At 66.7% G+C, this 17,464-nt stretch carries 21 protein-coding genes; 16 read left to right on the top strand and 5 right to left on the bottom strand.

The window, feature by feature from the left end:
* Genes thiM through thiD form a run of 3 tightly spaced genes read left to right on the top strand, consistent with a single transcriptional unit; the run spans window position 1 to window position 2,337 of the window.
* Complete coding sequence (gene thiM, locus AC1ZQA_RS04435) at window positions 1-825, top strand: hydroxyethylthiazole kinase (RefSeq protein ID WP_482678612.1); 825 nt, start codon at window positions 1-3, stop codon at window positions 823-825.
* Window positions 818-1,474: a thiamine phosphate synthase gene (gene thiE / locus AC1ZQA_RS04430; RefSeq protein ID WP_482678611.1), complete on the top strand. Its 657-nt coding sequence runs from the start codon at window positions 818-820 to the stop codon at window positions 1,472-1,474. Before thiM ends, thiE begins: the two co-directional genes overlap by 8 nt.
* Complete coding sequence (gene thiD, locus AC1ZQA_RS04425; protein WP_482678610.1) at window positions 1,471-2,337, top strand: bifunctional hydroxymethylpyrimidine kinase/phosphomethylpyrimidine kinase; 867 nt, start codon at window positions 1,471-1,473, stop codon at window positions 2,335-2,337. Before thiE ends, thiD begins: the two co-directional genes overlap by 4 nt.
* On the opposite strand, the gene AC1ZQA_RS04420 is transcribed toward thiD, so the two are convergent.
* The gene (locus tag AC1ZQA_RS04420) at window positions 2,334-2,951 is read right to left on the bottom strand and encodes an SLC5/6 family protein (protein ID WP_482678609.1); all 618 of its coding nucleotides are present in this window, start codon (window positions 2,949-2,951) and stop codon (window positions 2,334-2,336) included. The two genes, thiD and AC1ZQA_RS04420, sit on opposite strands and share 4 nt — an antisense overlap.
* 101 nt (window positions 2,952-3,052) lie before the next feature.
* Here AC1ZQA_RS04420 and tnpA point away from each other — a divergent pair, with 101 nt between their 5' ends.
* The 4 genes from tnpA (at window position 3,053) to AC1ZQA_RS04400 (ending at window position 5,941) form a co-directional block, all read left to right on the top strand.
* Window positions 3,053-3,391: an IS66 family insertion sequence element accessory protein TnpA gene (gene tnpA / locus AC1ZQA_RS04415; protein ID WP_482676863.1), complete on the top strand. Its 339-nt coding sequence runs from the start codon at window positions 3,053-3,055 to the stop codon at window positions 3,389-3,391.
* Complete coding sequence (tnpB, locus tag AC1ZQA_RS04410) at window positions 3,391-3,738, top strand: IS66 family insertion sequence element accessory protein TnpB (protein ID WP_482676862.1); 348 nt, start codon at window positions 3,391-3,393, stop codon at window positions 3,736-3,738. The genes tnpA and tnpB overlap by 1 nt, the downstream gene beginning before the upstream one ends.
* A gap of 62 nt (window positions 3,739-3,800) precedes the next feature.
* Window positions 3,801-5,396 (top strand): IS66 family transposase, encoded by a 1,596-nt coding sequence (gene tnpC, locus AC1ZQA_RS04405; RefSeq protein WP_482676861.1) that lies wholly within the window; start codon window positions 3,801-3,803, stop codon window positions 5,394-5,396.
* Window positions 5,393-5,941: a hypothetical protein gene (locus tag AC1ZQA_RS04400; RefSeq protein ID WP_482677032.1), complete on the top strand. Its 549-nt coding sequence runs from the start codon at window positions 5,393-5,395 to the stop codon at window positions 5,939-5,941. The genes tnpC and AC1ZQA_RS04400 overlap by 4 nt, the downstream gene beginning before the upstream one ends.
* 57 nt (window positions 5,942-5,998) lie before the next feature.
* Here AC1ZQA_RS04400 and AC1ZQA_RS04395 read toward each other — a convergent pair whose 3' ends face one another.
* On the bottom strand, window positions 5,999-6,658 hold the full coding sequence (locus tag AC1ZQA_RS04395) for a cytosine permease (protein ID WP_482678608.1): 660 nt from the start codon (window positions 6,656-6,658) through the stop codon (window positions 5,999-6,001).
* A 362-nt stretch (window positions 6,659-7,020) separates the two neighbouring features.
* Between AC1ZQA_RS04395 and AC1ZQA_RS04390 the strand changes: the two genes are divergently transcribed.
* The gene (locus AC1ZQA_RS04390; RefSeq protein ID WP_482678607.1) at window positions 7,021-7,461 is read left to right on the top strand and encodes a signal peptide prediction; all 441 of its coding nucleotides are present in this window, start codon (window positions 7,021-7,023) and stop codon (window positions 7,459-7,461) included.
* 143 nt (window positions 7,462-7,604) lie between these two features.
* Entirely contained in the window at window positions 7,605-8,021 is a 417-nt protein-coding gene (locus AC1ZQA_RS04385; protein WP_482678606.1) for a hypothetical protein, read from the top strand.
* Between the two features lie 95 nt (window positions 8,022-8,116).
* Here AC1ZQA_RS04385 and AC1ZQA_RS04380 read toward each other — a convergent pair whose 3' ends face one another.
* Both AC1ZQA_RS04380 and AC1ZQA_RS04375 read right to left on the bottom strand, forming a co-directional pair.
* Window positions 8,117-8,596 carry a PGDYG domain-containing protein gene (locus tag AC1ZQA_RS04380; protein WP_482678605.1) on the bottom strand — a complete coding sequence of 160 codons (480 nt, stop codon included), beginning with the start codon at window positions 8,594-8,596 and terminating at the stop codon, window positions 8,117-8,119.
* Window positions 8,597-8,607: 11 nt separating this feature from the next.
* Window positions 8,608-10,524 (bottom strand): ATP-binding cassette domain-containing protein, encoded by a 1,917-nt coding sequence (locus AC1ZQA_RS04375; protein WP_482678604.1) that lies wholly within the window; start codon window positions 10,522-10,524, stop codon window positions 8,608-8,610.
* 92 nt (window positions 10,525-10,616) lie between these two features.
* On the opposite strand from AC1ZQA_RS04375, the gene AC1ZQA_RS04370 reads away from it, so the two are divergent.
* From AC1ZQA_RS04370 to AC1ZQA_RS04340, 7 genes are all read left to right on the top strand, one after another.
* Entirely contained in the window at window positions 10,617-11,237 is a 621-nt protein-coding gene (locus AC1ZQA_RS04370) for a hypothetical protein (protein ID WP_482678603.1), read from the top strand.
* A gap of 55 nt (window positions 11,238-11,292) precedes the next feature.
* A complete protein-coding gene (locus AC1ZQA_RS04365; protein WP_482678602.1) occupies window positions 11,293-11,826 on the top strand; it encodes a TlpA disulfide reductase family protein in 534 nt (177 codons plus the stop codon).
* 26 nt (window positions 11,827-11,852) lie between these two features.
* Window positions 11,853-12,308: a type II 3-dehydroquinate dehydratase gene (gene aroQ, locus AC1ZQA_RS04360; RefSeq protein ID WP_482678601.1), complete on the top strand. Its 456-nt coding sequence runs from the start codon at window positions 11,853-11,855 to the stop codon at window positions 12,306-12,308.
* A gap of 40 nt (window positions 12,309-12,348) precedes the next feature.
* Window positions 12,349-12,834 (top strand): acetyl-CoA carboxylase biotin carboxyl carrier protein, encoded by a 486-nt coding sequence (gene accB, locus AC1ZQA_RS04355; protein WP_482678600.1) that lies wholly within the window; start codon window positions 12,349-12,351, stop codon window positions 12,832-12,834.
* Between the two features lie 107 nt (window positions 12,835-12,941).
* Window positions 12,942-14,294, top strand: coding sequence for an acetyl-CoA carboxylase biotin carboxylase subunit (accC, locus tag AC1ZQA_RS04350; protein WP_482678599.1), 1,353 nt, complete (start codon window positions 12,942-12,944; stop codon window positions 14,292-14,294).
* A 6-nt stretch (window positions 14,295-14,300) separates the two neighbouring features.
* Complete coding sequence (gene prmA / locus AC1ZQA_RS04345) at window positions 14,301-15,197, top strand: 50S ribosomal protein L11 methyltransferase (protein ID WP_482678598.1); 897 nt, start codon at window positions 14,301-14,303, stop codon at window positions 15,195-15,197.
* 7 nt (window positions 15,198-15,204) lie between these two features.
* A complete protein-coding gene (locus tag AC1ZQA_RS04340) occupies window positions 15,205-16,374 on the top strand; it encodes a zinc-ribbon and DUF3426 domain-containing protein (RefSeq protein ID WP_482678597.1) in 1,170 nt (389 codons plus the stop codon).
* A 6-nt stretch (window positions 16,375-16,380) separates the two neighbouring features.
* Here AC1ZQA_RS04340 and nagZ read toward each other — a convergent pair whose 3' ends face one another.
* A complete protein-coding gene (gene nagZ / locus AC1ZQA_RS04335; protein WP_482678596.1) occupies window positions 16,381-17,463 on the bottom strand; it encodes a beta-N-acetylhexosaminidase in 1,083 nt (360 codons plus the stop codon).
* Window position 17,464 lies beyond the last annotated feature (1 nt).

Here is a 17,464-nt window from a genome sequence, read left to right as displayed (position 1 = left end):
ATGCGCTTTCCTACCGCAGATTCCCTCTGGGCCGATGTGCTCGCCGTGCGCCAGCAACAGCCGCTGGTCCACAACATCACCAATCTGGTCGTGATGAACTACACCGCCAACGCGCTGCTCGCGCTGGGTGCATCGCCCGTGATGGCGCACGCCCGCGAGGAAGTGCGCGACATGGCAGCAATCGCGCAGGCGCTGGTGCTCAACATCGGCACGCTCTCGCCTGACTGGGTGGACGCGATGGGCATGGCGCTCGCCACCGCGCGCAGCCGCGGCACTCCCGTGGTGCTCGACCCGGTCGGCGCCGGCGCCACACCCTACCGCAACCAGGCGATTGCCGCGCTGCTGGCGATCGGCAGCCCGAGCGTGCTGCGCGGCAACGGCTCGGAGGTGTTGAGCGTGGCCGGGGTGGATGCCGCCACCCGCGGCGTGGACAGCGCGGCCACGTCCGACGATGCGGTCGCCGCCGCCTGCGATCTGGCCGCGCGGCTGGGTGCGGTGGTGTGCATCAGCGGCGCGACCGACCACATCCTCGCACCGGATGGCCGCCATCTGCAGCTGCGCAACGGCCATCCGTGGATGACCCGGGTCACCGGCGTGGGCTGCACGGCCAGCGCGCTGATCGGCGCGTTCTGCGCGGTGCAGCCGGACGCGTTCGCCGCCACCGCTGCGGCGATGGCCTATCTCGGCGTCGCGGGCGAAGTGGCAGCGCAACGCGTGCAGGCCGCAGGCGGTGGCGTCGGGCAGTTGCAGATCGCGCTCCTCGACCAGCTGCAACTGCTCGACGCCGCGACCTTCCACGCCCGTCTGCATCTGGCGCATGACTGAGCGCGCCCGCCGCTGGCCGCTGGCCGCGCTGCGGCTGCATCTGGTCACCGACGCCGCACTGTGCGGCCCGCGCGGTGTCGATGCGGTGGTTGCCGCCGCGGTGCGCGGCGGCGCGACCTGCGTGCAGCTGCGCGAAAAGCAACTCGACACCCGGCCTTTTGTCGAACGCGCCCGCGCGCTCAAGGCGCTGCTTGCGCCGCTCCAGGTGCCGCTGATCATCAACGACCGGGTCGATATTGCGCTGGCGGCCGGCGCCGACGGCGTGCATGTCGGCCAGCGCGACATGCACCCTGCCGACGTGCGCCGTCTGATGCCGCACGCGCTGATCGGCCTGTCGGTGGAAAACCCCGCGCAGTTGCGCGCCGCAGCACACTGCCCGGTGGACTATCTCGGCGCCAGCCCCGTGTTCGCCACCCCGAGCAAGACCGACACCGCCCCCGCGCTCGGCCTGGACGGGCTGCGCGCCCTGCGCCTGCTCACCCGGCTGCCGTTGATCGCGATCGGCGGCATCGACCAGCACAACGCCGCACAGGTGATCACCGCCGGCGCCGACGGCCTGGCCGTGGTGCGCGCACTGTGCGCCGCACCCGACCCAGCTGCTGCGGCGCAGACGCTGCGCCGCGCCATCGAAGTGCAACCCACGCCATGACCTCCGCCGCCGACTCCGCCTACACCCAACCCACCGCGCGTTATGCCCGCGTGCTCGCCATCGCCGGCTCCGACAGCGGCGGCGGCGCCGGCATCCAGGCCGATCTCAAGACCATCGCCGCGCTCGGCTGCTACGGCATGACCGCGATCACCGCGATCACCGCGCAAAACACGCAGGGCGTGCGCGCGATCCACCCGCTGCCGTCCGCGCTGCTGGCGCAGCAGATCGACGCCGTGGTCGAGGACATCGGCGTGGACGCGGTCAAGATCGGCATGCTGCACGACGCCGACGTGGTGCATGTGGTGGCCGACGCGATCCGCCGTCACCGCTTTGCGCACGTGGTGCTCGATCCGGTGATGGTCGCGGCCAGCGGCGACAAGCTCATCACCGACTCCACCGTGGACCTGCTGGTGCGCGAGCTGTTCCCGCTCTCGACCCTGATCACCCCCAACCTCGACGAAGTACGCTGGCTGCTGCGGCTGGACGCGATCTCCAGCGACATGCTCGAGCCGTGCGCCGAGCGGCTACAGCAACTCGGCGCACCCGCGGTGCTGCTCAAGGGCGGCAACCTGCCGGATGCAACCGTCACCGATGTGCTGCGCCTGCCGGGCGGGCGCGTCATCCGCCGCGACACCCCGCGCATCCCCACGCGCAACACCCACGGCACCGGCTGCAGTCTGTCGTCGGCCATCGCCGCGCATCTGGCGCTGGGTGAGCCGCTGGACAGCGCGGTGCGCCTCGGCCTCGACTATGCACAGGCAGCGCTGCGCGCCGGGGCGGACCTGCAGCTCGGCCACGGCCACGGCCACGGCCCGCTGAACCACGGCTTTGCGCCACAGGCAACCAAGCGCCTGCCGCTTTAGCCGCTACGGGCCGCCTCGCGCCAGCGCAGTGCGCCCGCGGCAATCAGCGTAAACGCCAGGCTGGGCAGCGCCGAACCCCAGCTCGGCCACCACACGGTGCCGGCCTGAAACACCGCGATGCCCAGCAGCCACACCTGCATCGGCCCCCAGCGCCAGTTGCTGTGCGGCGGCAAGCCCGGTGCGAGCTGCGCGATCACCACGCCGAACAACGGCACGAACACCGAGCTCAGGGTGAGCAAAAACGGCTCCAGCGCGTGCATCGGCAGCGCCAGCGCCGCGGCGGTGGCCAGCACCACCAGGGTCATGCCGGCGCGGCGAATGCTCCAACGGTTGTGCAAAAAATTGCTCGATACCGCGCCCGAGTGCACATCGCCATAGGCGTTGTCCACCTCATCCACCAGAATGAACCCCAGCGCGATCAGCCCGCCCTGCGCCAGCAGCAGGGTGCTGAGCATGTCGATGTCGGCTGGCGACACGCTGATGACCAGAACGCCCAGCCCGTAGCACCAGATATTGGCTGCGGCGTAGCCAATCCACGTGCCGCGTGCCGTGGCCCCGGCATGGCGCCCATAGCGCGCGTAATCCGCCACCAGCGGCAGCCACGACACCGGCATGGCCACCACCAGATCGTAACCGGTAAGCCAGCGGCGTTCTTTCGTTCGTTTCGGATCCCACGAAGAATGTTTCCCATCGCAGGGATGAGGAGACATTCGAGATGGAGAACGACGCGGCAGAGGTGGCCGAGGTCAAGCGGCGGCGGCACCTGGACGAGGCGTGCTGGCGCGACGTGATTGAGCGTTTCCCGGCCTCGGGGCTGACGCTCAAGAGCTTTTGTCGGCAGGAGCGAGTGTGTGTGAGCAGCTATCGGCGCTGGCGTGAGCGGCTGTCGGGCAAGGTGAAGGCTGCGCCCGTGACGGCCAAGACTGGGCGTATGGAGCAGCGTGCCGCGGGGTTCATCGAGTTGGGCGAAGTCGGTACCGGCGGCATGCATGCGCCCATGGAGTTGCGGCTGGACCTGGGCGGCGGCATGAGCCTGCATCTGGTGCGCCGCTGATGTTCTTTCCTGAGGGGCGCATCCGGGTCTTCTTGTATGGGCAGCCTGCCGACATGCGCAAGTCCTACGACGGGCTGTACGCGCTGGCGCGCCAGGGCTTTGAGGTCGACCCGCTGGGCGGGCATCTGTTCGTGTTCGCGAACCGTCGGGCTGACCAGATCAAGGTGCTGTACTTCGATCGCAGCGGCTGGTGCGTGTGGAGCAAACGGCTGGAGGCCGGCCGCTTTGTGCGCGACTGGGGCGGGCAGCGCAGCGCCGAGATCGACTTCACCGCGCTCAAGCTCCTGCTCGAGGGGCTGCAGGTGACGCGGCAGTTCAAGCGGCATCGACACGTGGAGTGGCGATAACGGGTTTTGCAATGTGGCAAAGCCCGATTCCCTTCGGGCTTTGCCATGGGCACAATGCTTTCATGCGTGCAGACCCCGCTCAAGTGCAGACCTATACCGCCCAGATCGTGGCGGGCATGGCGGTTGAGGCTCTCGTGCGGTTGCTGCAATCGCAAGCGCAGACCATCGTTGAGCAGCAGCGGCAACTGGCGTGGTTCAGGCGACAGATCTTCGGCAGCAAGAGCGAACGGCTGCAGAGCGTGGCCGATGCGCAGCAACTTCATCTCGGCCAGATTCTGGGTGATCTGCCGATCCCGCCACAAGCCCCCGAGGCTGGACGCCAAGTGGCCGGGCACACGCGGCGCGCACGCACGACAGATTGTGCTGGCGACCAGGACGCGACGGCGTTCTTCGACGCCGAGCGGGTCGAGGTGCAGGTCATCCACCTGCCGTGCGCCCAGGCGCAGGGGTTGCGTGCCGAGGAGTACGAGGTCATCGGCGAGAAGGTCAGCTACCGCCTGGCGCAGCGCCCGGGCGCCTATGTGGCGCTCAAGTACGTGCGCCCGGTGATCAAGCGGCTCGACACCGCGACCCTGCACTGCGCGCCGGCGCCGGCCAGCGTGTTCGAGGGCAGCCGCGCCGACGTGAGTTTCGTCGCCGGCATGGCGGTGGACAAGTTCCGCTACCACCTGCCGCTGTACCGCCAGCATCAGCGGCTGGCCGATGCCGGCTTCAAGCTCAGCCGGGCCTGGTTGACCCAGCTCATGCAGCAGACTGCGGCGCTGCTCGAGCCCATCGTGGATGCGCAGCTGGCCTCGATCCTGGGCGGGCATGTGATCACGATGGACGAGACCCCGATCAAGGCCGGCCGCGCCGGGCCGGGGAAGATGAAGGGCACGTACTTCTGGCCGGTGTATGGCGAGCACGACGAGGTGTGCTTCCCCCACTTCGCCTCGCGCCGCCATGAGCATGTGAGCCAAGTTCTTGGACAGTTGCCCAGTGGCACGGTGCTGCTGAGCGATGGCTACGCGGCCTATGCCCGCTATGCGAGGCAGACCGGAGTCACCCACGCGCAGTGCTGGGCGCACGCGCGGCGCCTGTTCTTCGAGGCGCAAGACGCCGAGCCGCGGGCGGCCACGCAAGCCTTGCAGCACATCACCGCGCTGTACCGTATCGAGGCCGAGATCCGCGCCGCCGGGTGGGAGGGTGCGGCCAAGCTGGCGCATCGCGCCACCCACAGCCGGGCGCGGGTGCAGGCGTTCTTCGCCTGGGTCGAGCAGCAGTTCGCGCAGCAGGGCCTGCTGCCGAGCAATCCGTTGACCAAAGCGCTGGCCTACGTGCGAGAGCGACGGGCAGCGCTGTCAGTGTTCATCGATGACCCGGCGGTGCCCATCGACACGAACCACATCGAGCGCGCGCTGCGTCCGATCCCGATGGGGCGGCGCAACTGGCTGTTCTGCTGGAGCGAGGTCGGCGCACGCCATGTGGGCATCCTGCAAAGCCTCATCGCCACCTGCGTGCTGCAGGGTATCGACCCGTACACCTATCTGGTCGACGTGTTGCAGCGCGTGGGCCGACATCCCCAGTCCCGGGTGGTCGAACTCACCCCCAGGCTGTGGACGCAGCACTTCGGGCAGGACCCGCTGTGCTCGGACCTGGACAGGGCCGCGCCCCGATGACGCAGCGGATCTCCACGCGCATTGTTGCCCAGGCGATCCTCACCGTCGACCGCATGGATCTGCGCGCGCGCGAGGCGCTCGCCGACGAGATCCATGCGCACCAGCCCACGCTGCTTGCCAGTGTGCTGGTCCTGCCGCGCCTGGGCGCCAGGCTGGAGCAGGTCGAGATTATCCTCAACATCCTCTTCGTGGTGTACCAGGCGATGAAGATCAGCGGACATGCATGGCCGATGGTCTGCGAGGATCTGCAAGATCGCTGCCTCGACCGCCTCGTGGCGAAGATGCTCTTCCTCGACGGCTTGACCACGCTGCAGCAGGCGCAGGCGCTGCAGCAGCAGATCGACTCCCACGCCGAGCCCAACCTGCTGGCGTTCGTCTACAGCCGCCTGCAGGATCACGACCTGCTGGACGTGAAAACCGATGCGATCAAGTTCATGCTTCTGGCAGCGGTGAACCTCACCGAGTGCGTCGCAGCAGTATGCCCATCGCACACCACCAAGGCGGTGCAGCGGCGCACTGCCCGACGCGTGAAGACTGCTGCCTGATGCTGCTGCATCTACCCACCCAATAGCTCGAGCGCAATCACGCCGCTGGCTGAACGCTTACACCAGATCGACCGCAGCAAGCAGGCTCATCGAGCCATCACCCGGCCGCGCCCACAGCGCGGCGATGCCCTGCTGCCACGCCCTGAGGCCGAACTGATAGCTCAGCCACAGCAGCGAGGCCACGATCAGCGGCATCGCCGCGCGGCTGACCAGGCGCCGCACCAGGCCGATCATCCGTCCGCTGGCCAGCACCAGCAGCAGCGCGCCCCAGGCCAGCGTGGCCAGCACCGGAACCCAGGCCGCGCACACGCCGAAGACATGATCGACGATGGTACGCGTGCCGTCGCGCATCACCACCAGTTCGAACGCGGTCCAGCCCAGCAGTTGCAACACGTTCACCGCCACCGGCAGCACGGCGAAGCGCTGCCCCAGGGTGCGCCCGATCAGCGCCGAGCTCGACAGCCCGTGCCGGCTGCCAATCCCCGCCACCCAGGCCAGCAAACCCGCACCCAAGATCGACCCCAGGACAATTGCGCCTGCCGCCTGCGGCAGACTCAGTCCCGGCCGCAGATATGCGCCCACCTGCATGACCAGCAGACCCACTCCCAGGCTGAACCACAGCGCCAGCGCGTCCCCGAAGTTGAGGACACGCTCCGGTGTGGGAACGGAGGCATTGGACGCATGCGCCGCGTCGGTCGAGGAGGGTTGTGCTGCCATGGATGGTCTCTCGCGTGCTCGCGCCCGAAACCCGCCGCACGACGCTGCGAAAAATGCGCAACCGCCACCGACCGTGCTTCCCTGCGCGAGGATGATCTCAATCAGGTTCGAAGGGACTCTCTCAGCGAAACTGCCTGCTGCCGCAGCCCGCACCCCCAGCCTTGCGCCGCCGATTTGCGGCGCTGGGTGGATTGTAGGCAGCCGGGTCCGCCATGCGGCACGGCCGGGAACCTGCGTTCGCAGGCTGCCGCTATTCTTTGTGCCCTCCCAAGGACACGCAGGGCCGCCCCAAGCTTCCTTGACCCCCGCGGGGGGCGGGTCGGCGAGCCGACCCTGGGGGCGCTCAGCAACTCGGTCCCGCCATGCATTCCAGTCCGTCCCACAGATCCCGCCTGTCCCGTCTGAGCCTGCCCGTGCGCGTGCTCTGGGCCCTGCCGTATTCCCTGCTCGGCCTGCTCATTGCCCTGCCCGCCTGCGCGCTGGGCGCCAGGCTGCGGCGGCATGACCACACCCTGGAATGCACCGGTGGCCGACTGCCCCGCTGGATGCAGCGGCTGCCCAACCGCCATCGCATCGTCGCCATCACCCTGGGCCATGTCGTTCTGGCGGTGAACAGCAGCGCCATGCAGCAGTTGCGCGCCCACGAGCGCGTCCATGTGCAGCAGTACGAACGCTGGGGCCCCTTCTTCGGTCCGGCGTATGTGCTGGAAAGCCTGTGGCAGGCCCTGCACGGCCGCGACGCCTACCGCGCCAACCGCTTCGAGCAGGAGGCGTATGCGAAAGGCGGGCCGTTCACGCCATGACCAGCGCGCATGCCCGCGGCATCGTCCTGAGGTCTGCTCTTTCGATTTGTTGAGATGCATCAAGTGAGATGCATTCCGAGGGCATACCCTGCAGGGGAGTCCCCTGTGACTCTGGACCCAGACCATTCGACAAGGAGTTTGCCATGCGATCCACAAAACCGCTTTTGACTGCGCTGTCTCTGAGCCTCTTGCTCGCGGGTGGAGGGCTGACTGCAACTGCGGCCTACGCGCAGTCGCAGAAACAGGAAACCATCTACGGCAGCCAGCTGATGACCCAGAAGGAGCGCCGCGAATACAGGCTCAAGATGCGCGAGGCGAAAACTGCCGAGCAACGCGAACAAATCCGCGCGGAACATCACAAGCTGATGCAGGAACGCGCGAAGGAGCGCGGCGTCAAACTGCCTGACACACCGCCAGCGCAGGGCATGCACCAAGGCATGCGCCCTGGCGGCGGCGGAATGGGCCCTGGCGCAGGAATGGGCCCCGGTGGCGGGATGGGCCCCGGTGGCGGGATGGGCCCCGGTGGCGGGATGGGCCCGGGCGGCGCAGCAAAGCCCTGACCGTCCCGCTGCTCCTGCGGTTTCACCTCAGGTGATGTGCCGCGCCGCGCCAGGATCAGTTTGGCCTGTTTTCTGCTGCGCTGCACCTTCCGAACTCAGGCTGAACTTGCAGGCGCTTGAGGGGTTGCCTCGGCGATCCGGCGATAGACCTGCGCAAACCGCTGCTGCTCCACCACCCCATAGTCCCCGGGAGCGTATTGCAGCACCCAGTCCCCCGCGTTGCCGTGCAGCAGATCGCCCCCTGCACTGCGCGCCATGCGAAACGGGTGTTGCATCTGCCGCGCCAGGACCGGAATGGGCTGGTTGATGTACGCACCGTCCTGTCCGGCTTGCGTGGGCGCAAGGGGCAGGTAGCGGGCCTCGAAGCGGGCGCGGGAGACACTCCAGCGATCGCCGGTCGAGCCGGTGATGATGGCGTCGCCGCAGGCATAGCGGTTGGGGCCTTCACGGCTGACAAGTTCGCCGGCATCGGCAGCGAACTGCACCTGCACAGTTTCCTGCTTGATATAGGCGGCAGCGTCCGTATCGGTGCGCAAATCCAGGTACTGCAGCAGAGGCGGCGTTGGGCAGTTCATCGGGAGCTCGCTCACTTGCCATCCAGCACTTCCCAGCGCTCCAGGGCGTGGAGCAGTTCTTCGTCGATCTGGGCGAAACGTTCCTGCATCTCGCGGATGCGCGTGGTCGCCGAGGTGTAGCTGGCCGGGTCGGCGAGCTGATCGGCGAGCGATTTCTGTTCGGCTTCGAGCGCAGCAATACGCCCCGGCAATTCCTGCAGTTCGCGCTGCTCCTTGTAGCTCAGCTTCTTTCTGGCGGGGGCGGCTGGCGTGGGTGCAGTCGTCGCTGTCGAGGGCTTGACCTGCGTCATCCCTCGCTTGTCCGCGCCTCCCGCGGCAGATTTGTTCAGCTGCGCCTGCAGGGCACGGGCCCGCTGCGACTGGGTGAGCCAGTCGGTCACGCCGCCCTCGTATTCGCGCCAGCGCCCCGGATCGTCGGGTGTGGACTCGCTGACCAGGGTGCTGGTGACCACGTTGTCGAGAAAGCGCCGGTCGTGGCTGACGAGGAAGACCGTGCCGGGAAAATCCTGCAGCAGTTGTTCCAGCAGTTCGAGCGTGTCGATGTCGAGGTCGTTGGTCGGCTCGTCGAGCACCAACACATTGGCCGGGCGAGCGAACAGCCGGGCGAGCAGCAGGCGGTTGCGCTCGCCGCCCGAGAGCGACTTGACCGGCGAGTTGGCGCGCGCCGGCGAGAACAGGAAGTCCCCCAGATAGCTCATCACATGCTTGCGCTGACCGGCAATCTCCACCCACTCGCTGCCGGGGCTGATGGTGTCGGCCAGGGTCGCGTCCGGGTTGAGCACTGCGCGCATCTGATCGAAATAGGCCACCTGAAGGCGGGTGCCCTGGCGCACGGTGCCGCTGTCGGGCGCAATCTCGCCCAGGATGAGCTTGAGCAAGGTGGTTTTCCCGGCGCCGTTGGGGCCGATCAGCCCCACCTTGTCGCCCCGCAGGATCGTGGCGGAAAAGTCGCGCACCACCCTGCGCTCACCAAAGGCCTTGCTGACGTTTTTCAGCTCCGCGACGATCTTGCCGCTGGACTGGCCGCCGTCCACTTCGAGCCTGACACGCCCGAGCGACTCGCGTCGTGCCGCACGCTGGCTGCGCAGCGCCTCAAGGCGGTTGATGCGGCTGACACTGCGGGTGCGGCGGGCTTCCACGCCCTTGCGAATCCACACCTCTTCCTGTGCCAAGAGCTTATCGGCGCGCGCGTTCATCACCGCCTCATCGGCAAGCTCCTGCTCCTTGCGCGCCTCGAACGCGGCGAAATTGCCGGGGTAACTGCGCAAAATGCCGCGATCGAGTTCGATGATGCGGGTGGCCACATCATCGAGAAAGGCGCGGTCGTGGGTGATGAGAATCAAACTGCCACGAAAGCTGGTGAGCAGTTCTTCCAGCCAGGCGATGGCATCGAGATCGAGGTGATTGGTCGGCTCGTCGAGCAGCAGCACGTCGGGCGCGGCCACCAGCGCCTGCGCCAGCGCCACGCGTTTTTGCATCCCGCCCGAAAGGCTGCCGATGCGGGTGGCGCCATCGAGCTGCAGGCGTTGCAGGGTTTGGTCCACGCGGGTTTCCCAGTTCCAACCATCCAGCATTTCGATCCGGGTCTGCAGCGCGTCGAGGTCATCCTCTGGGGCGTGTTGCTCGAAGCGGTCGCGCAGGGCGCGGGCCTCGGCCACGCCCTCGCTGACCACATCGAACACGGTGGAATCCGCCGAAAAATCAGCCTCCTGCGGCACATACACCCGGCGCAGGCCCTGCTGCACCTGCACCAGCCCATCATCTGGCGGCTCCAGCCCGGCCAGAATGCGCAGCAGCGACGACTTGCCCGTGCCGTTGCGGCCGATGAGGCCGACACGCTCGCCGGTTTCGAGCGCCATGGCGGCATGATCGAGCAAAGCCACATGACCAAAAGCAAGCGACAGATCTGAAACGGAAAGAACAGCCATGCGCGGCGCGGATTGCGTGAATGAAGGAGCAGGATCTCCATTGTGCCTGTGTGCCTGCGCTTGGCCCCCACAGCGGGCGCTACCATTTTGCGATGGATTCCCTACGCGCAGAGCTCGCCGCGCTGGCCGCACGGCTGATCGTGGAAGATGGTCTGGACTATGGCAGCGCCAAACGCAAAGCCGCCAGGCGCCTGCTCGGTGAGCGCGTGCCGCACGACATGCTGCCCAGCAATGACGAGATCGAGCAGCAGGTCCGCGAAGAACTCGCGCTATTCCACGCCGACACCCAGCCGGCCGAGCTGCTGCATCTGCGCCGAGCCGCACTGGCCCTGATGGAAGAATTCGCCACATTCAACCCGCATCTCGCCGGCGCGGTGTGGAACGGCACCGCCACCGAACTCTCGGACCTGCATGTCCTGCTGTTCACCGACGACAGCAAGGGTGTGGAGATTCACTGCATCAATCGCGGGCTGATGTATCAGGTCGGAGAGGCGCCGCATTACGCCGGACGCGGCCGGGTGGAGCGTCTCACCCTGCAATGGCCTGTACAGGGGGCACAGACCATCCCGGCCCATTTGAGCCTGTATACCGAAAAAGACCAGCGAGGCGTGCTGCTGCCCGATGCCCAGGGCCGCACGCAGCGCGGCACCCTGCCCGCGCTGCGGCGTCTGCTGGCGGAGCAGCAACAATCCCGGGAAAACCCGACAGACTGAACCCGGTTTCCGGCCATGCACAATGCAAGCAGTCTGACTGATCCTCTTCAAACCCATGAACAAAATCAATGTCTGGATTTTTGCCGCCATCATTGCCCTGATTGCCGCGGTATTGGGCAATGCCTGGTTCCAACGCCAGCGCAGTGCGCCCATCTCGGTGGAGAACAATGCCGTTCAGACTTTTTTTGCAGACAAACTCGTCGATCTGCAGGGAAAGACCATTGATCTGTCGCAATACCGCGGCAAACCCCTGGTGGTGAACTTCTGGGCAAGCTGGTGCCCGCCCTGCATTGCTGAAATGCCCGATTTTTCCGAGTTTTATCGGAAGAACAAGGATAAAGGCATCGAAATGGTCGGAATTGCACTCGACAATCCGACGTCGGTGCGCGACTTTCTCAAGAACCATCCGGTGAGCTATCCCATCCTGCTCGGCGGCATGAATGGCATTGCCCTGAGCACCAGCCTGGGCAACAAGCAGGGTGGCCTGCCGTTCACTGTCGTCCTCGATGGCAAGGGCGACGTGGTGTTCCAGAAACTGGGAAGAACCTCGCTCGACGAATTGAAAGACGCTGTACCCTCGGGACACTGAGCTTCATACTTTACCGACAGCACCCCATGAGCCTGCCGCGCATCCTCGTTCTCCACGGCCCCAACCTCAACCTGCTCGGGCAGCGTGAGCCACACATCTACGGCGCCACCACGCTGGCAGAAATCGATCGCTCCCTGCTTGCGCTGGGGGCGGAACTGGGGCTGGAGGTGGCGCATTTCCAGAGCAACCATGAGGGCGCGCTGATCGACCGGCTGCACGCTGCCCGCCTCGACGGGACACGCTACATCGTGATCAATCCTGCGGCCTACACGCACACCAGCGTGGCCCTGCGCGACGCGATTGCGGCCACCGACCTGCCCTTCATCGAAGTGCATCTGAGCAATGTGTATCGCCGCGAGGCCTTTCGTCATCATTCCTATTTTTCCGATCTGGCCGTGGCAGTCATCAGCGGCTGTGGGGCACACGGCTATGCGCTGGCCTTGCGGCATGTCGCTGCAGAACTCTCGAATCGTAAAAATTGATGGTCTAATGCGACACTTATCAGCGACTTAACGACAGATCATGGATTTACGCAAACTCAAGACATTGATCGACCTGGTCTCCGACTCGAATGTTTCCGAGCTGGAAATCACCGAGGCCGAAGGTACGGTGCGTATCGTCAAGGCGCAGCCCCAGCCCATCGTGCAGTACGCGCAGATGCCGTCGCAGGCGACCATGCAGTACGCTCCTGCGCCATTTGCGCAATACGCCGCACCGCAACCCGCATCGCCCGCAGCCGCGCCCGAAGCCTCTTCTGCCCCCCCTGCGGCCGAAGGCCATGTTCTCAAATCACCGATGGTTGGCACGTTCTACCGCGCCTCCTCGCCAGGCGCCGCGCCTTTTGTCGAAGTGGGAGATACCGTCAAGGTCGGGCAGACACTGTGCATCATCGAGGCCATGAAAATCCTCAATGAGATCGAATGTGACAAGGATGGCGTGATCAAGGCCGTGCTGGCCGAAAACGGTCAGGCCGTGGAGTACGGCCAGGCGCTGTTCGTGATCGAGTAAATGCTTGCAGGCCGCGGGCAAGGCCAGACGGCTTGTCCCATCCTGCGCTGCGGCCCTGCGCAACGCGGGTGAAACCGCCTTTTTCAGCACCAGAACGGACAACGCGCATGTTCAAGAAGATCCTCATTGCCAACCGTGGCGAAATCGCCCTGCGGGTGCAGCGCGCCTGCCGCGAGCTGGGCATTCAGACCGTGGTGGTCTATTCCGAAGCCGATCGCGAAGCCAAGTACGTGCGTCTCGCCGACGAAGCCGTGTGCATCGGTCCCGCGCCGTCGGCGCAAAGTTATCTGCACATGCCGGCCATCATTTCCGCAGCAGAAGTGACCGATGCCGAGGCCATTCACCCTGGCTACGGCTTTCTGTCGGAAAACGCCGATTTCGCCGAGCGGGTGGAAAAGTCCGGCTTCGCCTTCATCGGCCCGCGCCCCGACTCCATCCGCCTGATGGGCGACAAGGTCAGCGCCAAGCAGGCCATGATCCGCTCGGGCGTGCCCTGCGTGCCGGGCTCCGAAGGCGCCCTGCCCGACGACCCGCGCGAGATCACCCGCATTGCCCGCTCTATCGGCTATCCCGTCATCATCAAGGCCGCAGGCGGTGGCGGCGGACGCGGCATGCGCGTGGTGCATACCGAGGCGGCATTGCTCAATGCCGTGACCATGACACGCAGCGAAGCCGGTGCGGCGTTCGGCAACCCGGCGGTCTACATGGAGAAATTTCTGCTGCAGCCGCGGCACATCGAAATCCAGGTCTTGGCCGATACGCACGGCGGCGCGTTGTGGCTGGGCGAACGCGATTGCTCGATGCAGCGGCGCCACCAGAAAATCCTCGAAGAAGCCCCGGCGCCCGGCATTCCACGCCGCCTGATCGAGCGCATCGGCACGCGCTGCGCCGACGCCTGCAAGAAAATCAATTACCGTGGTGCGGGCACCTTTGAGTTTCTTTACGAAAACGGCGAGTTCTATTTCATCGAAATGAACACCCGGGTGCAGGTCGAGCACCCGGTCACCGAACTCATCACCGGGGTGGACATCGTGGTCGAGCAGATCCGCATTGCTGCCGGTGAAAAGCTGGGCCTGCGCCAGCGCGGTGTGCAGTTCAACGGCCACGCCATCGAGTGCCGCATCAACGCCGAAGACCCCTACAAATTCACACCGTCGCCCGGCCGCATCAGCATGTGGCATACCCCAGGCGGGCCGGGCGTGCGGGTGGACTCACACGCCTACACCAATTACTTCGTGCCACCCAACTACGACTCGATGATCGGCAAGATCATCGTGCATGGGGCCACGCGCGAGCAGGCGATCGCGCGCATGCGCATCGCTCTGTCGGAAATGGTGGTGGACGGCATTCAGACCAATATTCCGCTGCACCGCGAGCTGATGGTGGACGCCCGCTTCACCGAGGGGGGCACCAGCATCCATTACCTCGAGGAATACCTGGCCGCGCGGCATCAGGACTGAACGGACATGAGTTATCGAGAAGTCACCCTACCCGTCAGTGAAGAGCAGGCCGATGCGCTGTCGGACGCCCTGCTCGAGCTCGGTGCACTCAGCGTCAGCGTGGAAGACCGCTTTGGCGACACAGAGCAGGAACAGCCGCTCTATGGCGAGCCCGGCATGCCTGCCCCGAAGGGCGCCTGGGCGCAGTCGCTGCTGCGCGTCCTGTTTGCCGATGAGGCCCAGGCCGACGCCGCGCTGGCCGCGCTGCTGGCCGCCGACGCCCTGCCCGATCTGCAGGACGTGCGGCAGGCCACGGTGGAGGATCAGGACTGGGTGCGGCTGACGCAATCACAGTTCCAGCCGGTATCGATTGCCGATGCCCTGTGGATCGTGCCGAGCTGGCACACGCCGCCGGACACATCCGCCCCCGTCATCCGGCTCGACCCCGGCCTGGCCTTCGGCACCGGCACCCACCCCACCACGCGGCTGTGCCTGGAGTGGCTGGCGCGCCAGCCGCTGCAGCACAAAAGCGTGCTCGACTATGGCTGCGGGTCGGGCATTCTCGCCATCGCTGCGGCCAAGTTTGGCGCGGCGCAGGTCGTCGGCGTGGACATCGACCCGGACGCCGTGCAGTCCACACGGGCCAACGCCGCAGAGAATCAGGTTGCGGTACAGGCGGGCTTGCCGGACTCGGTCGCCAACGATCGCTTCGACGTGGTGGTGGCCAACATTCTGTCTGCGCCGCTCAAGCTCCTGGCCCCGGCCATCGCCGCGCATGTGAGGCCCGCAGGCGCACTGGTGCTCAGCGGCATCCTGGAGCGGCAGGCGGAAGAACTCATCGCCGCCTATGCGCCCTACGCGGCGCTGCAGATCGATCGGTCGCTCGAAGGCTGGGTCTGCCTCGCAGGCCCCATGCACAGCTGAACAGGGCATGGCACAGGCCACCCGTTGCCCGCATTGCCAGACCGCCTTCAAGGTGGTGCGCGACCAGCTTCTGCTGCGCGAAGGTTGGGTGCGCTGCGGCCACTGCGGTGAACCGTTCAATGCGCTCGATCACCTCATCGACCTAAGCCCGCCCGCATCCCCATCGGCGCAGCAACCTGCGGCTCTCGCCGAGCCGACGCCATCCGAGACGCCTCCGCCGTTCCCGACTGTGCCGGTCACCGCCGGGTTGCGCTGGGACCACATTCCGGTCGATCAACCCGCCTATCAGGGCTTCCTGCCGCTGACCGCGCAGCCCTATGACAGGAGACCGCAGCCGCAGTCCGTCGCCACGGCAGAAGCGTCTGTCGAACCCGACAAGGCTCAGCCCGGCCTTCCGGCTCCCGAGCCCGCACAGGATGCGTGGCCCGTGGAGACAGACGCGCGCCTGGGCATCGCCTCCGAGTTCCCTGCGGAGGACCTCGACGCCCGCCCACCCGACCACGCCCCGGCCGCAGCCAGCCTGTCGGCCGAGGCCAGCGCGGTTGGCGAAGACGCGGCGCCGCTGTCCGAATTCAATCTCAACGACGCGCTGAACTACCGCTTCGAAGCAGACGACGCGACTGCAGCAGCCCCCACCAGCCCGGCGCAGGAGCCCGAATTCGTGCGGCAGGCGCATCGTCAGGCGCGGTGGCGCAGTGCCCCGGTGCGCGCTGCGCTCGGCGCAGTCAGCCTGTTTCTGCTGCTGCTGCTCGGCGGGCAGGCTGCGCTGTTCTGGCGAGATCGCCTGGCGCAGCAGTGGCCTGCCAGCCGCCCCTGGCTGCAACAACTCTGCCGCGCCACCACGGGGTGCGAACTTGCCGCACCGCGCGACCTGGATGCCCTGGTGATCGACTCGTCCGCACTGAGCCCGGCGGATACCGGCCTGCAACTCACCGTGCTGCTGCGCAATCGTCGGGACCATGCGGTGGCGTGGCCTGCGCTCGAGCTGACCTTGACCGACGCACAAGGCCGGATCACGCAGCGCAAGGTTCTGGAGCCCGCGCATTACCTCGCCGCCGCGCAGACCACCGCCTTGCGCGCAGGCATCGCCCCCGGCCAGCAGATGCAGTTGCAACTGCATCTTGCGCTCAGCGGCGCCGCGCCTGCCGGTTACAAGCTGGTGTTGTTCTACCCCTGATGGCGTTCAATTCGGTCCGGCAGATGGCTCGGCGTACACCGCGTCAAGCGCCGCCAGATAGATGTCGCTCACCATCAGATCGTCCCAGGCGAGCGGGGGCTGATTGGGCAGCAGATCGAAGCGGCGCTGCGCGCTGCGCTCGTCGGGCAACCACTGCCCTTCGTCCAGCGCGGCATCCACTTCGCGCAATAGCGTGTCAAGTGCACGCCCGCCATCCACCGGGCTCTGATTGCACACCAGCATCAAATCGCATCCGGCTTGCAGCCCCTGCAGCACCGCCTGACTCAGGCTTTGGCCCTGCGCGCGCGCCGCGGCCATGCCCAGATCGTCGCTGATGATGGCGCCAGTGAAGCCGATGCGCTCGCGGAGGACCTGCCGCAGCCACACCGCGCTGAAGCCCGCGGGCTGCGCATCCACCGCCGGATACACCACATGTGCGGGCATGACCGCCCGCAGCCCCGGCGCCAGCCAATGAAACGGCGCGGCGTCCGCCGCGAGCAGGATGTCGAGCGGGCGATCGTCCTGCGCCACGGCAACATGCGTGTCGGCCCAGGCGTAACCGTGGCCGGGAAAATGCTTGGCGCAATGCGCCATGCCCATGCGCGCCATGCCCTGCATCAGACTCTGTGCCAGCACCGTGACCACGCGCGCATCGGCGTGAAACGCACGGTCGCCGATCACGCTCGATCCCCCCCAGTCCAGATCGAGCACCGGCGTGAAGCTGAAATCCACCCCGCAGGCGCGCAGCTCGGCAGCCAGCACCACCCCGCAGGCCGCGGCCCGGCGCATCGCGCCCGGCGCATCAAGCATCCAGTGGTCGCCGAGTGCACGCATGGCCGGAAGATGCGTGAAGCCATCGGTGCGAAAGCGCTGCACCCGCCCGCCTTCATGGTCCACCGCAATGAGCAGATCGGCGCGCACCGCCTTGATCTGCGCGCACAGCGCCAGCAGTTGCGCGCGGCTCGCCCAGTTGCGCGCAAACAGCACCACGCCGCCGACCAGCGGATGGCGCAGACGCCTGCGATCGGCAGCAGTCAGCTGCAGACCGGCGACGTCGAGGATGAGCGGAGAAGGCAGGGCAGGTTGCATG

Source organism: Thiomonas sp. DCM-2, from assembly GCF_056820905.1.
Note: the sequence above shows the minus strand (reverse complement) of the source record. Positions and strands in the feature narration are given on the sequence as shown.

What these genes read in the sequence shown, in the direction of transcription:
- tnpC (WP_482676861.1), top strand. Translation starts at nt 3,801, where the DNA reads ATGCGTGCAGACCCCGCTCAAGTGCAGACCTATACCGCCCAGATCGTG.
- AC1ZQA_RS04380 (WP_482678605.1), bottom strand. Translation starts at nt 8,596, where the DNA reads ATGAACTGCCCAACGCCGCCTCTGCTGCAGTACCTGGATTTGCGCACC.
- thiE (WP_482678611.1), top strand. Translation starts at nt 818, where the DNA reads ATGACTGAGCGCGCCCGCCGCTGGCCGCTGGCCGCGCTGCGGCTGCAT.
- AC1ZQA_RS04375 (WP_482678604.1), bottom strand. Translation starts at nt 10,524, where the DNA reads ATGGCTGTTCTTTCCGTTTCAGATCTGTCGCTTGCTTTTGGTCATGTG.
- accB (WP_482678600.1), top strand. Translation starts at nt 12,349, where the DNA reads ATGGATTTACGCAAACTCAAGACATTGATCGACCTGGTCTCCGACTCG.
- tnpA (WP_482676863.1), top strand. Translation starts at nt 3,053, where the DNA reads ATGGAGAACGACGCGGCAGAGGTGGCCGAGGTCAAGCGGCGGCGGCAC.
- aroQ (WP_482678601.1), top strand. Translation starts at nt 11,853, where the DNA reads ATGAGCCTGCCGCGCATCCTCGTTCTCCACGGCCCCAACCTCAACCTG.
- tnpB (WP_482676862.1), top strand. Translation starts at nt 3,391, where the DNA reads ATGTTCTTTCCTGAGGGGCGCATCCGGGTCTTCTTGTATGGGCAGCCT.
- thiD (WP_482678610.1), top strand. Translation starts at nt 1,471, where the DNA reads ATGACCTCCGCCGCCGACTCCGCCTACACCCAACCCACCGCGCGTTAT.
- AC1ZQA_RS04365 (WP_482678602.1), top strand. Translation starts at nt 11,293, where the DNA reads ATGAACAAAATCAATGTCTGGATTTTTGCCGCCATCATTGCCCTGATT.
- prmA (WP_482678598.1), top strand. Translation starts at nt 14,301, where the DNA reads ATGAGTTATCGAGAAGTCACCCTACCCGTCAGTGAAGAGCAGGCCGAT.
- nagZ (WP_482678596.1), bottom strand. Translation starts at nt 17,463, where the DNA reads ATGCAACCTGCCCTGCCTTCTCCGCTCATCCTCGACGTCGCCGGTCTG.
- AC1ZQA_RS04390 (WP_482678607.1), top strand. Translation starts at nt 7,021, where the DNA reads ATGCATTCCAGTCCGTCCCACAGATCCCGCCTGTCCCGTCTGAGCCTG.
- AC1ZQA_RS04385 (WP_482678606.1), top strand. Translation starts at nt 7,605, where the DNA reads ATGCGATCCACAAAACCGCTTTTGACTGCGCTGTCTCTGAGCCTCTTG.
- AC1ZQA_RS04400 (WP_482677032.1), top strand. Translation starts at nt 5,393, where the DNA reads ATGACGCAGCGGATCTCCACGCGCATTGTTGCCCAGGCGATCCTCACC.
- thiM (WP_482678612.1), top strand. Translation starts at nt 1, where the DNA reads ATGCGCTTTCCTACCGCAGATTCCCTCTGGGCCGATGTGCTCGCCGTG.
- AC1ZQA_RS04340 (WP_482678597.1), top strand. Translation starts at nt 15,205, where the DNA reads ATGGCACAGGCCACCCGTTGCCCGCATTGCCAGACCGCCTTCAAGGTG.
- AC1ZQA_RS04395 (WP_482678608.1), bottom strand. Translation starts at nt 6,658, where the DNA reads ATGGCAGCACAACCCTCCTCGACCGACGCGGCGCATGCGTCCAATGCC.
- accC (WP_482678599.1), top strand. Translation starts at nt 12,942, where the DNA reads ATGTTCAAGAAGATCCTCATTGCCAACCGTGGCGAAATCGCCCTGCGG.
- AC1ZQA_RS04420 (WP_482678609.1), bottom strand. Translation starts at nt 2,951, where the DNA reads ATGCCGGTGTCGTGGCTGCCGCTGGTGGCGGATTACGCGCGCTATGGG.
- AC1ZQA_RS04370 (WP_482678603.1), top strand. Translation starts at nt 10,617, where the DNA reads ATGGATTCCCTACGCGCAGAGCTCGCCGCGCTGGCCGCACGGCTGATC.